General features: G+C 68.5%; 12 protein-coding genes and 2 pseudogenes. 6 read left to right on the top strand and 8 right to left on the bottom strand.

Features of this window, described 5'->3' with window-relative positions:
- Positions 1-5 precede the first annotated feature (5 nt).
- The 4 genes from E1288_RS34575 to E1288_RS34590 form a co-directional block, all read right to left on the bottom strand.
- Positions 6-275 carry a DUF1876 domain-containing protein gene (locus E1288_RS34575; RefSeq protein WP_132492812.1) on the bottom strand — a complete coding sequence of 90 codons (270 nt, stop codon included), beginning with the start codon at positions 273-275 and terminating at the stop codon, positions 6-8.
- 13 nt (positions 276-288) lie between these two features.
- A complete protein-coding gene (locus tag E1288_RS34580) occupies positions 289-591 on the bottom strand; it encodes a DUF3040 domain-containing protein (RefSeq protein WP_235884016.1) in 303 nt (100 codons plus the stop codon).
- Between the two features lie 134 nt (positions 592-725).
- Complete coding sequence (locus E1288_RS34585; RefSeq protein ID WP_132492814.1) at positions 726-1,625, bottom strand: universal stress protein; 900 nt, start codon at positions 1,623-1,625, stop codon at positions 726-728.
- Between the two features lie 109 nt (positions 1,626-1,734).
- Positions 1,735-2,553, bottom strand: a complete 819-nt coding sequence (locus E1288_RS34590) for a universal stress protein (protein ID WP_132492816.1) — start codon at positions 2,551-2,553, stop codon at positions 1,735-1,737.
- 154 nt (positions 2,554-2,707) lie between these two features.
- Between E1288_RS34590 and efeU the strand changes: the two genes are divergently transcribed.
- The 3 genes and pseudogenes from efeU (at position 2,708) to E1288_RS34605 (ending at position 4,619) form a co-directional block, all read left to right on the top strand.
- Entirely contained in the window at positions 2,708-3,553 is an 846-nt protein-coding gene (gene efeU, locus E1288_RS34595) for an iron uptake transporter permease EfeU (protein WP_132492818.1), read from the top strand.
- Positions 3,550-3,915, top strand: a pseudogene (locus E1288_RS34600) (cupredoxin domain-containing protein); the annotation flags it as partial. The gene efeU and the pseudogene E1288_RS34600, both read left to right, overlap by 4 nt.
- A 143-nt stretch (positions 3,916-4,058) precedes the next feature.
- Entirely contained in the window at positions 4,059-4,619 is a 561-nt protein-coding gene (locus E1288_RS34605) for a ferritin (RefSeq protein ID WP_132492822.1), read from the top strand.
- A gap of 144 nt (positions 4,620-4,763) precedes the next feature.
- Here the strand turns inward: E1288_RS34605 and E1288_RS34610 are convergent, their stop codons facing one another.
- Positions 4,764-7,103 (bottom strand): heavy metal translocating P-type ATPase, encoded by a 2,340-nt coding sequence (locus E1288_RS34610; protein ID WP_132492824.1) that lies wholly within the window; start codon positions 7,101-7,103, stop codon positions 4,764-4,766.
- 181 nt (positions 7,104-7,284) lie between these two features.
- Here E1288_RS34610 and E1288_RS34615 point away from each other — a divergent pair, with 181 nt between their 5' ends.
- The gene (locus tag E1288_RS34615) at positions 7,285-7,737 is read left to right on the top strand and encodes an FHA domain-containing protein (protein ID WP_132492826.1); all 453 of its coding nucleotides are present in this window, start codon (positions 7,285-7,287) and stop codon (positions 7,735-7,737) included.
- 128 nt (positions 7,738-7,865) lie between these two features.
- Here the strand turns inward: E1288_RS34615 and E1288_RS49950 are convergent, their stop codons facing one another.
- Complete coding sequence (locus E1288_RS49950; protein ID WP_132492828.1) at positions 7,866-8,168, bottom strand: ubiquitin-like protein Pup; 303 nt, start codon at positions 8,166-8,168, stop codon at positions 7,866-7,868.
- A 170-nt stretch (positions 8,169-8,338) separates the two neighbouring features.
- Between E1288_RS49950 and E1288_RS50550 the strand changes: the two are divergent.
- Together E1288_RS50550 and E1288_RS34625 are read left to right on the top strand one after the other, a co-directional pair.
- A pseudogene (locus E1288_RS50550) lies at positions 8,339-8,467 on the top strand (phosphopantetheine-binding protein); the annotation flags it as partial.
- Positions 8,468-8,671: 204 nt separating this feature from the next.
- Positions 8,672-11,065, top strand: a complete 2,394-nt coding sequence (locus E1288_RS34625; protein ID WP_235884019.1) for an AMP-binding protein — start codon at positions 8,672-8,674, stop codon at positions 11,063-11,065.
- Positions 11,066-11,084: 19 nt separating this feature from the next.
- On the opposite strand, the gene E1288_RS34630 is transcribed toward E1288_RS34625, so the two are convergent.
- Positions 11,085-11,339, bottom strand: a complete 255-nt coding sequence (locus tag E1288_RS34630) for an acyl carrier protein (protein WP_132492832.1) — start codon at positions 11,337-11,339, stop codon at positions 11,085-11,087.
- On the bottom strand, positions 11,339-12,425 hold a 1,087-nt coding region (locus E1288_RS34635; RefSeq protein ID WP_132492834.1), incomplete at its 5' end, for a 2-oxo acid dehydrogenase subunit E2. The genes E1288_RS34630 and E1288_RS34635, both read right to left, overlap by 1 nt.

The following is a 12,425-nucleotide window of genomic DNA, read 5'->3' on the forward strand; positions in this document are numbered from 1 at the left end:
CCTAGCTAGCTGTGTAGGTGCGCGGGTTCGCCGGTCATTTGCTCGACGTCGATTTCGGCGCTCTTGAGCAAGCGGTGAGCCAGGTCGTACAACGCCCGGGCGGCTGCCAACTCATCCCCGATTTCCGGCACGTTCTGATCCTCCGGATTGCGCCGGGCCGCACCTTTGCCGCGGAGGTCGGTCGCATCTCGGGTGTGCAGTCGCGCTTCGGCGTGCGTGTGGTCGGCATCCTCGTAGAGATCGATGTCGACGGTCCAGCGTTGTGTCGAAGTCATGTCCGATGCCTCGCTATTCGGTCTGAAGCTTCCAGCCGTCGAGCAGGAGCAGCGCCCCGGCCAGCGCCCCGGCCGTGAAGAAACCCGCGCCGTCACCGAGGAGCAGGCAAAGTACGGCAAGACCCGCCGACGTGATCCCAAGTGTCCTTCGCGCCGACAGCCATGCACGGAAACGGGTGAGCGGACGGACGTCGGTGATTTTCCGCGCGAACGCCGGGTCTTCGGCGTTCAGGTGCCGCTCGATCTCGTCGAGGAGGCGGCGTTCGTATCGTCGAAGCATGGCTTCCTCCGGAGGTCGACCGGCCTGCTGGGGCAAGCATCGCCAAGCGCGAGTCCGGACGAACAGAGCCCATTGGCATCTCTCCACGCTTGGCGAGTCATCGGCGTCGGGTTCCGGTGCGCCGCGGTCAACGTGGGTACCGTGTGGACGCCGTCGTCGAGCGTCGATGCTCAGCGGACTATGGCCACGGGGCAGGGCGCGTAGTGCGCTACGGCGTGGCTGACCGAACCGAGCAGGGTGGAGCGGATGATTCCGCGTCCCCGAGTGCCGACAACGAGGAGATCGGCGTCGACAGCAGCGGTGAGCAGGGCTTCGGTCGGGCCTTCGGTAGTGGTCACGGTCTGGTGCAGGACAACGTCTGGATAGCGGTCCCTCCAGCCCGCCACGCATTCGGCCAGAACCCGGCGGCAGTCATCGACGACGTCGGAGCCGGAGATCCACCCCTGGTTCGGGCGCAGGGCGTCAGACGGTTCCTCGGCGAACGCCAGCAATGCGGTCAATTCAGAGTGGTGGCGGGAAGCGAAGTCGTAGGCGAAACCGACCGCCCGCTGGCTGCATTCGGAGCCGTCCACCCCTACGACGACGCGTTCGAAACCAGCGGGAGGTCGTGCCAAGGCTGGCTCTCGCTCGCCGCGTACGACGATGACCGGGACGTGCGCGGTGCGCACCAGTTCGCTGGCGGTTGAGCTGAGCAGGACCCGGTGAACCGGGCTCGGGCTGGGTGGGCCCAGCACGAGGACGCTCGCATGCGTGGCTGAGTCCAGCAGCACGCTCGCCGGATGTCCCATGCGCGCCGCTGTCCGCACCGACAGGCCGGGAAGCTGCCGGCGGCATTCCGCAGCCATGTCCGCCACTGCGCGCTCGGCGGAGCTGCGCAGGGGCTCGAAGGCGACGGTTTCGGTGGGGAGGTGGATGCGGGTCAGCTCCTCGAGCGGGACGGAGATGGCGTGCACCAGCAGCAAGGGCTGCCCGAGGGTGGCGGCCTCGAGCGCAGCCCACCACACGGCCCGTCGGGATTCGGCTGAGGCATCGAATCCGACGACGACCGTGCTGGACTGGAGCATCGGCATCGCGATCAACCTCCCGGCACGCCCTTCCGGTGCAAGCGCCACCCGGGCAATTCAGGCGCCCAGCTGGAGCGGCACGCGGGTTCTGGTGGGTCTTCTGGATGATCGGGAGTCAACCGGGAACCACTGCGACTGGGCACGGCGCGTGGTGCAGTACGCCCCGGGCCACCGATCCGATCAGCAGTCCGGTGAACCCGCCGCGGCCGCGGTGGCCGACGACCAGCAGTTGCGCGTGCTCGGCGGCCTCGTGCAATGCCTGTACCGGAGGGATGTTCGACACCACCTGGTGCACGACCACCTCCGGGTAGGACGCGGTCAGGGGCGACAGCTGTTCGGTGAGTTGCTGTTTGGCGTGGGCCAGAAGTTCGTCGCGATCCGGGTGGTCGTAGGGACCTGGGATGAAGTAGGCGTTCGGCAGCGCTTGCAATGCAACCAGCTCGCTGCGCCTGCGGTTCGCGATCTCGAACGCGAACCGCAACGCCGGCCGGCATTCGGGGGAGCCGTCGACACCGGCGACGACCGGGCCCGGCAGATCCGCACCGCCGCTCGGTACGACGACCACCGGGGACGAGGCGTGCGTGGCGACCGCGGCGCTGGTCGAACCGAGCAACGTGTCCCGGAACACGCCTTGTCCTCGGGATCCCACCACGACGAGCCGCGCGGAAGCCGATCGGTGCACCAGTTCTGCGGCTGGATGGCCGTAGGTGACCTCCTCGGAGATCTCCAGCTCGTTCACAGCGTCCTGGCAGCGGTTGCCGATGTCGCGCACCACTTCCTCGGCGTACGGCTTTCGGATGGGGTCGTTGTTGACCAAGACCAGGAGCAGCGGTGTCGACAGGAGTTGCGCTTCGCCCGCAGCCCACAGCGCCGCCTGCATGGACGATTCGGAGCCGTCGACGCCGACCACGATGGGCTGTTTCGCTCGCGTCATGCCTCGCGCCTTCCGCGATGGTCGTGCCACAACGCCGACCACGCTGCCAACCACAGTCGCCGTGCGGATAGGGCCGATCGGCCCTGGAGCCAGGCAACCTCGGTGTGAATAAGGTGAGGCTTACCTGAATTCTTCCTGTTGAAGGAATTTGCGAATGTTGTTCGGAAATGCGTTGATCGGACTGCGGGAAGGGCTGGAGGCCGTTCTCGTGGTCAGCATTCTGGTCGCATTCCTCGTCCGGACCGATCGCCGCCGGGCGCTGCTGCAGGTCTGGGCCGGTGTCGGCGTGGCGGTGGCGTTGTCGGTGACGGTGGGCGCGGTGCTCACTTATACGGCGGCGACGCTCAGCTTCGAGGCGCAGGAGGCATTCGGCGGGATCGCCTCGATCGTCGCGGTCGCCTTCGTCACTGGCATGATCTTCTGGATGCGCCGCGCCGGCCGAACCCTGGCCGCCCAGCTGCGCGGGCAGCTCGACGAGGCGCTGCGGCTCGGGCCGGTCGCCGTGGCCACGGTGGCGTTCCTCTCGGTCGCGCGGGAGGGCATGGAGACCGCGGTGTTCTTCTTCTCCAGCGTGCAGTCCGCCGGCGGCGGCACCGTGCTGCCGCTGGTCGGTTTCCTGATCGGCATCGCGATCGCGATCATGCTCGGCTGGCTGCTCTACGCCGGGGCGATCAAGGTCAACCTGTCGAAGTTCTTCACCGTCACCGGCGTGCTGCTGGTCTTCGTCGCCTCCGGGGTCTTCGCCTACGGCGTGCACGACCTGCAGGAGGCCGGGATCCTGCCCGGCCTGAACACCCTCGCCTTCGACGTCAGCAACATCATCCCGCCGACGTCCTGGTACGGCGCGCTGCTGAAGGGGATCTTCAACTTCTCCCCGCAGACCACCGTGCTCGAGGCCGTCGTCTGGGTCGGCTACGTCGCGATCGTCCTCCCGCTGTTCCTCAGCCCCCACCGCAGTGCCCGTAGGCCCGCCGAGATCCGTACCAAGGAGGCAAAGTGATCAACAACGCCCGCGCCCTGGCGCCTGTTCTCGGCGCGGTCCTGCTCGCGGCCGGATGCGCCGGCCAGCCCGGCGGCGGCGCGCCCGGCGCGATCACCGTCGAGGCCTCCGACGACGCCTGCAAGCTGTCCGCGACCTCCGCCGCGGCCGGCACGATCCGCTTCGACATCACCAACAAGGGCAGCCAGGTCACCGAGTTCTACCTCTACGACGAGGGCGGCCGGATCGTCAGCGAGGTCGAGAACATCGGCCCCGGCCTGAGCCGCCAGCTCGTCGCCGAGGTTCCGCAGGGCGGCAAGTACACGACCGCGTGCAAGCCCGGCATGAAGGGCGACGGCATCCGCGGCGAGTTCACCGTCACTGAGCCGGTTACACCCTGATTGGGCGCCGCACACGTTTCAGCGCATGCAGGAGCGTCGCCGCAGACATTTTCGTAGGGGGCGTGAGTGCGAAGCGGGCCCCGCGCCCTTTCGCACTCACGGCCGCTCCGCCGTAGCGTTTACCTATGAACGCGGTTGTAAAGAAGATCGAGTCCCGCACGTCGCGTGCCCAGAACCTGTTGGAAGAGCAGGTGGGCAACGAGCTCAACGCGTCGCAGCAGTACCTGGCGTGCGCGGTGTGGTTCGACCAGCGCGATCTGCCCCGGTTGGCCGCGTACTTCTACCGGCAGTCGGTGCGCAAGCGCAATCACGCGATGCGGGTCGTGCAGTACATGATCGACAAGAATGTCGCGGTGGAGATTCCGGATGTGCAGGCCGTCCGCAACGACTTCTCCGATCCCCGCGAACTCATCTCACTCGCCTTGGAGCAGGAACGCGCCGTGACCGAAGAAGTCACGACATTGTCCCGAGCCCTGCGCGAGGAGAGCGATTACCTCGGTGAGCAGTTCATGCGCTGGTTCCTGTCCGAGCAGGTCGATGAGGTCGCGCAGATGACCACGATGCTGAACATCACCGACCGCTCGCAGGGCAACATGTTCGACTTGGAGGACTACCTCAAACGAGACCCCGTCGGGGACAACAGGTACGAATCGGCCGCCCCGCGCACCGCTGGTGGGAAGCTGTGACGAAGTCACACCAACCGCTGTGGCTGGCGCGGATTGAGCCCGGGCGGGCTTGACCGGCCGCTGCGTGTTGACGTGGGCGACCGATCCCGCGTCTTGTTCCGCGAGACCTCTCAGCGGTAGGCAGGGACGTGGCGCTGCGGGACCTCAGGAATCGCGGTCGGTGTCTGCGAGCGCGAAGTAGTTCTCCTCTTCCTGGGTGAAGTGCAGGCGTAGCACGGCGTGCAAGCCGTACAGGGTGGCGAGAAGGTCTTCGATCTGGTCGTCTCCGATGCGGTCGTGGGATTCCGCCAACTTCAGGTGAGCGCCGATCCTCCTGCTGAGCCGGTCGATCTCGGCGTGCATGCGACTCATCGTCGCGGTCGCTTCGGAGCCGCCCAGGGCGGCGGCGATGGCGGGGTAGAGCTGGGTCTCCTCGGCTCGTTCATGCGGGACGAGCCGCTGGTCCAGGAACGCTCTCGTCTGGCTCAGCGCGGCAAGAGCTTTCGTCGAACCGGGGGCTTCGGAGACGAGGTCTGCGGTGTCGCGGATCAGGTGCAGGGTTTCGCGGAGCTTCTCCTGTTCGGATGCGAAGCGGTGCAGCAGGTCCTCCGTGGAGTGCGGCACGGCGAGCTCGCCGCGGTGACTCCCGCGCAGCGCACGTAATGCGTTGACGATGACCGCGACGTCGATGCCTTCCTGCAGCAAGGCGCCGGCCGCCGGTGGCAGCCAGCCAACGGCGGCAACGCCCATGGCGATAATCGACAGGCCCATGCCGACGGCGGCGCTTTGCACGGCGATACCGCGCGCTCTGCGGGCGATGCTCATGGCGTCGGCGACCCGGTCGAGCCGGTCCGAGGTGAGAACGACATCGGCGGCCTCCGATGACGCGGTCGCACCGCGTGCGCCCATCGCGATCCCGACCGTCGCCGCAGCCAGGGCGGGGGCGTCGTTGACGCCGTCGCCGACCATGATGGTGGTCGCCGTTTCGCTTTCATCGCGGACGCGCGCGACCTTCTCCGCGGGGGTCTGTTCCGCGTGCACCCAGTCCAGTCCCAGCACCGTGGCGACTTCCCGGGCGGGTTCGGCGCGGTCGCCGGTGAGCATGACCAGGCGGCGCAGCCCGGCTTTCCGCAACCGTCTGAGGGTCCTGGGGGCGTCCCGGCGCAGCGGATCGCGCAGCAGCACGGCGCCCCGGAGTTCGCCTTCGCAGCTGACCCAGGCGATGGCGGCGGCGTCGAGCATGGCTCGGTTCAGCACGGCGTCGGTCCAGCGCGGCCTGCTTTCGGGCAGCGCGAGCTTGCCGACTTCGACGCGCCTGCCGTCGACGATGCCCGTCATTCCGCGCCCGGGCTGTTCCGACGCGTCGCGGGGTGGGGTGAGCGTGAGCTGCTGTCGGCGAGCGTGCGCGACGATGGCTTCGGCGAGGATGTGCGGGGACGCTTGGTCCAGCGAGGCGGCCAGCCGGAGCACCTCCTCCGGGTCGACCGCCGGGGCGGCGATGACATCGACGACGGTTGGGCGCCCTGCAGTCAAGGTGCCGGTCTTGTCCATGATCCCGGTGGTGGCGTGGCCGAGGTTCTCCAATGCCGTGCCGTCGCGGATGATCACCCCGACCCGGGAAGCGCGGGACATGCCGGACACGACGGCCACCGGGACCGCCAGCAGCAGCGGGCAGGGCGTGGCGACCACCAACACGGCGACTGCGCCCACCGCGGAGCCCGTGATCAGCCAGGCGGTGCCGGCCAGGAGCAGGGCCAGGGGCAGGAACCACGCCGCGTACCTGTCGGCGAGCCGGACGACGGGTGCCCGCTCTGCACCGGCCTGCCGCGCCAACCGCACGATCCCGGCGTACGTGCTCTCTTCGGCGGTGGCACTGACCCGCAGGTCGAAGGCTGGGCCCGCGTTGACGCCGCCGCTGCGTACGGGCTCTCCGGCGCCCCGCTCGACGTGGACGGACTCGCCGGTCAGCACCGCCTCGTCGAGGACCGCGGCACCGCCGCCGACCCAGCCGTCCACCGGCACGACCTCGCCGGGGCTCACCAGCAGCAGGTCGCCGGCGCGCACCTGGTCCACGGCAACCGTTTCGAGCGCATCACCTGTGTACCGATGTGCGAAGCGGGGCGCGTGTTCCAGCAACGCACGCAGGTCGTGGGAGGCCCGGCACTGCGCTGCGGAGTCCAGCGCCTGCCCGGAGGCCAGCATGACCGCGATCAGCGATCCGGCGAGGTACTCGTGAACCGCGAGGGTGCCGCCGAGCGAGAGCACGGCGATGAGATCGACCCCGGTGCGGCCGCGCCACAACGCGAGAGCCATCCACGCCAGCGCAGGCACGATGGCGACCGCGGTTCCGGCCATCCACGCCGCATCCGCCGTCCCGGTAGCGCCCACCGCCCAGGCGATGACGCCGATCAGCAGCGCACTCGTCGTGACCGCGAGGAGGGTCGGCTCGAACCAAGGCCGAAGGCCGTGTGCGGCGTGCTGCTGCGCTGAGCGTGGTTCGGACATGACCGGCATACCCCCGCGGTCAGGCCTACCCCGCGCGGCGCGCAACCACACCTGAGCCGAGTGACGCAAAGCACCGTGACCGAGTGACGAAGGACCTGCTCAGAGGGCTGCCAACGGCCCGCATGCTGAAAGCGGATCCGGGGAATGCGCCCGGTTTGATCGTTGGCGAGGAGAACAGCTGATGGACCAGGTTGGCGTTGTTGCGGCGCCGTTGCACGGGGCTGCTCTGGACAGGGCGACGCGGTCCCGGCAAGACCTGCTTGCCGCGGTGCCGTTGCACGAGCTCATCCCGGAGCCGCGCGAATCGGTGGGTGGCATGCGGTTGGTGGTCAGTCGCGGGCCTGCCGCGGGGGCCGAGTTCGCGATCAGCGCGGCGCTGACGTTGGTCGGGCGGCACCGCGACTGCGACATCGTGATCGACGATGTGACCGTGTCCCGGTACCACGCCGAACTGGCGGTGCACGACGGCCGGTGCGTCCTGGTGGACGGCGGATCCCTCAACGGCACCTACGTCAACCGGCGTTCGGTGGAGTCGGCGGAGCTGGCCGACGGTGACGAGATCTGGATTGGGAAGATGCGGTTCACCTTCCGCGCCGGCGACGGGGAGGCTGGCGGCATCACGACCAAGCGGTGAGGACACCACTGCGGAGCCCACTGACGAGTCCACTGTGGTGGTTCGCGGTGGCCCGCATCGCCCCAACAGCTACCCGCCCGATGCGGTAGCTCGCTGCCATCGCCGAGCCCCGTGCGCGGCGGGCGATCTTACTCGCCGCCCTTTTGTATGTATGAGCGTACGAATTCCGCGGCGTTCTCCTCCAGGACGTCGTCGATCTCGTCCAGCATTGCTTCCGTGTTGTCCTCGAGCTTGTCCCGCCGATCCTGACCGGTGGGTGTTGGATCGGTTGGCTCATCGTCGTCATGACGGCCGTGGCGTTGCGGCTTTTCCTGGCGCATCCTCTGCCTCCCCGCAGGTGTGTCCTTTGCGGTGCTTCTGGAAGCTGGCTGCTCGTGGACCGAGCGGGCCGAAGGCCGTAGGCAAGTGTCACGAGATCTGATTGCGGCCATCTAGGGCCCAACGGCCTCTTCTCACCACGGGCGGGGAGGGGCACGTTGGATGAGTTGCGGGCTCCGCCGGCGATGCGTGAATGCTGTGAGAAGGACGTCGATGAGTGCAGCCGAACCGGGAGTACCGCCCAAATGATGTGGCGTTATTGCTGACCGTGGTCCGTGAGCTTGTGGCGGAGCGTCGCTGCGCTGACGCCGCCGCAGCCGCGGCGTTGGACAGTGGTTTCGAGCGTGATCTCGGGCTCGATAGCCTGGCACTCGCTGAGCTTCTGCCGCGTGTCGAGGAGGCCTTCGGTGTCAGCCTGCAGGCGGGCACGCTCGGCACTATCGAGACGCCTCGCGATCTCCTTGCGGCCATCAGGAGTGCGCCATGCACAGGTGCCCACCGGCTGTTCGAGGGCCGGTATGCAGTGCCGCCGCATGCTGAGCGGATTCCCGACACGATCGCCACCTTGACTGAAGCGCTGGCCTGGCACGCCCGTGTCCACCCGGATCGGCAGCACGTGCGGATTCTCCACGACGAGGCCCAGGAGGTGGTCAGCTATCGCGATCTGCAACGCAGTGCCGCTCGGGTGGCTGCGGGATTGCTGGCGCGAGATCTCCGGCTCGGTGATGCGGTGGCGCTCATGCTGCCGACAGGTCGGGACTACTTCGCCGGCTTCACCGGGGTGCTGCTGGCCGGCGGGGTACCCGTGCCGATCTACCCACCGACGCGGCCGTCGCAGCTGGCCGACCACCTGCGCCGGCAGGTGGGCATCCTCAACAACGCCCGAGCACGGCTGCTGGTCACCGATCCCGGGGCTGCGCGGCTGGGGCGGCTGGTGCAGGGCCAGGTCGCGTCGATGCGGCATGTCCTCACGCCCGCTGAGCTCACCGACTGCGGTGAGGTGGGCGCGGTCGGCCGGGATGCCACCGACGTGGCGTTGCTGCAATACACCTCGGGCAGCACCGGCAACCCCAAAGGCGTGGTGCTCACCCACGCCAACCTGCTGTCCAACATCCGGGCGATGGCCCAGGTCGCTCATGTTTCGACCGCCGACGTGTTCATCAGCTGGCTGCCGCTTTACCACGACATGGGGCTGATCGGGGCGTGGCTGTCCAGCCTCTACTTCGGACTGCCACTGGTGGTGATGCCGCCGTCGACCTTCCTGGCTCGGCCTGCTCGATGGCTGCAGGCCATCCACACTCACCGGGGAACCCTGTCCGCAGGACCGAATTTCGCCTATGAGCTGTGCCTGCGGAAGATCGGAGCTCCCGAGATCGAGGGCCTGGATCTCAGCTCGTGGCGAGTGGCGTTCAACGGCGCCGAACCAGTGCACGCGGACACCCTGACCAGGTTCGCCGAGCGGTTCCGGCCCTACGGGTTCGACCCGCGGGCGCTGACCCCGGTCTACGGGCTCGCCGAATCGTGCGTGGGCCTGACCTTCCCACCGATGGGGCGCGGCCCGGTCGTGGATCGAGTCATCCGCGAGGAGTTCGTGCGCTCTGGCCGGGCGCTGCGGGCCGCCGCCGGCGATCCCGATCCGCTGCGATTCGTCTCCTGCGGTGTGCCGCTGCCCGGCCACGAGATCCGGGTCGCAGACACGGCGGGCAACGCGCTCGGTGACCGGCGCGAGGGCAGGATCGAGTTCCGGGGCTCGTCGGTGACCACGGGCTACTTCCGCAATCCGCGGGCGACCCAGGCCCTGGTCCGACGCGGGTGGCTGGACACCGGTGATCTCGGGTATCTCGACGCAGGTGAGCTCTACGTCACAGGCCGGGCCAAGGACCTCATCATCCGGGCGGGGCGCAATCTGCATCCCGAAGAGCTCGAAGCCGCCGTCGGTGACCTACCCGGCATCCGCAAGGGCTGCGTCGCCGTGTTCGCCAGCACCGGCCGGCGAACCGGCGACACCGAGCAGCTCGTCGTGCTCGCCGAGACCCGCCAAATCGACACAGCCGCTCTCGCCGCACTGCACGACCGCATCGGGACGATCACGATCGACCTTCTCGGGGCAGCACCCGATGATGTCGTTCTCGCTCCGCCTGGGGCCATACCGAAGACTTCGAGCGGCAAGATCCGCCGCGCCGCGAGTCGCGAGTCCTACGAGCGGGGAATGACAGGCGAGCGGTACCGTCCACTGTGGTTGAGAGCTGGATTCGCGGCCACGGCAGCAGGGAGCTACCTGCGCTGGATCGGGCGGCTTGTCGGCGGCATGGTCTTCGATGCGTGGTGCTGGTGCCTGCTCGTCGGGGTCGGTGTTCCGACTGTGCTGGCGGCAGCGCTGCTGCCCAGCCGCGCACCGGCAGTCGCCCGCCGGGCCGCTCGAAGCCTGGCCCTTCTCACGGGCACGCGCCTGATCGTGGCCAACGCCGAGCAACTCTCGCGAACCCCGGCCTGTGTGGTCGTCGTCAACCACCCCAGTTACCTCGATGGCATCGCACTGATGGCAGCCCTGCCCGGTCAGTACACGTTCGTCGCGGGTGAAGTCCTCGCCACCAAGCCGGTGCTCGGGTTCTTGCTGCGGCGTGTGGGGACCGTGTTCGTGCAGCGTGCCGACCGCGAGCAGGGCGTGGCCGACACCCGCCGCCTGACCGTCGCGGCCCGGGCAGGGCGGCGGCTCGTCCTGTTCCCGGAAGGTGGGCTGTCGCCGCTTCCGGGGCTGCGCCCGTTCCACATGGGAGCTTTCGTGATCGCCGCAGGTGCTGGGCGACCGGTCGTCCCGGTCGCGATTCATGGCACGCGTTCCATCCTCCAGCCCGGCAGCCACCGCTTCGTCCATTGCGGCGTTGTCCACGTGACCGTGGGCGAACCGATACATCCGGCTGGCGTGGACTGGGATGCCGCTGTTGAACTGGAACACCGAGCTCGCAACGTGATCTCCGAACACTGTGGCGAACCTGACCGAGTCCGGTAGCGGAAGCCGTCGGCGCCGGCTAGCCCCTGGAGGTGAGGTAGTCCACTGAGGACTGAATCGTGGTGAGGCGGTCGTAGTCCTCATCATCGATGCGGATTCCGCTGGTGTTGCTGAGGTGTTCGACGAAGGTGAGGAAGTCCAGGGAGTCCAGTTCGAGTGCGTCGCGAAAGTCCTCGCGGTCGTCGAGTCTATCGAGTTCGCCGTCGGGAATGGCTTTCAACAACGCGTTGCGGACGAGGTCGCGGGCGGCTTCGGGCGTGATCGGCGGTGTCATCACAGCTCCTCCGGTCGTTGCAGGAAGGCGTTGACGGAGGTGAGGAAGCGGGCACCGGTGGCGCCGTCGCTGGCTCGGTGGTCACCGGAGAGCGTCGCGGTGACCAGCGGGCGGATCCCGATGAGATCCCCTACCGCCCAGGGACGGCGCATGACCGCGCCGAAACCGACCAGCGCCACCTGCGGCGGGTAGATCACGCCCTGGACGGAGTCGACGCCGAGATCACCGAGGTTGGTCACGGTGATCGTGGCCGGTGTGGTGTCCGAGGAACGCAGGCGCGAGGTGCGGGCACGGGTGACCAGTTCGCGCAGGCTGTGCATGAGTTCGATCAGCGGTAGTTGGGCGGCGTCGGGGATGGTGGGGGTGAGCACCCCGCCGCCGTGCAGCGACACGGCGACGCCGAGGTGGACGGAATCCGCAGGGGTGAAGTGGTCGCCGATCCAGTGGCCGTTGAGATCGGGCACGTCGCGTGCGGCGAGGGCGCTTGCCTTGAGCAGGAGCGCGGCGGGCACGATGCGGTCGGCAACGGCTGAGTGGCGGTTCAGGTCGTGCAGCCATTCCGTGGCGGCGGCGATGTCGATGGTGCTGGTGAGATAGTAGTGCGGGATTTCTCGTTTGGACCTCGACATCAGGGCGGCGATGGCCTGCCGCATGCTCTCCGGGCGGCGCTCGGTCGTTGTGGGTGCCTGTGTTGGGGGCGGCGTTTGTCGTGCGGCGTGGACGTCCCAGGCGCGGATGGAACTGTCGGTGCCGGAGCCGGTCAGCCGGGTGGGGTCGACACCGAGTTCGGTGGCCAGCCGACGGGCGTAGGGGGAGATCCGCTGGCGCGCCGGTGCCGGTGACGCGGGTGCCGAGCCGATTGCCCGCGGATGCGGCTCAGCTCCCTGCCGCGCGGCTGTTTCGATGTCGGTGCGGGTGATGGCTCCGCCATGTCCGGTGCCGTGCACCGTCGTGAGGTCGACGCCGAGTTGCGCGGCGAGTTTGCGTACTGGTGGTGAGGCGGGCGGTACGACCGGTGGTTCACGGCGGGGCCTGCCGCGAGCCGAGGGCTTGGCGGGCGGCGGGCCCCGCCGTGAACCACCGGTC

Source organism: Saccharopolyspora elongata, assembly GCF_004348985.1.
GTDB lineage: Bacteria > Actinomycetota > Actinomycetes > Mycobacteriales > Pseudonocardiaceae > Saccharopolyspora > Saccharopolyspora elongata.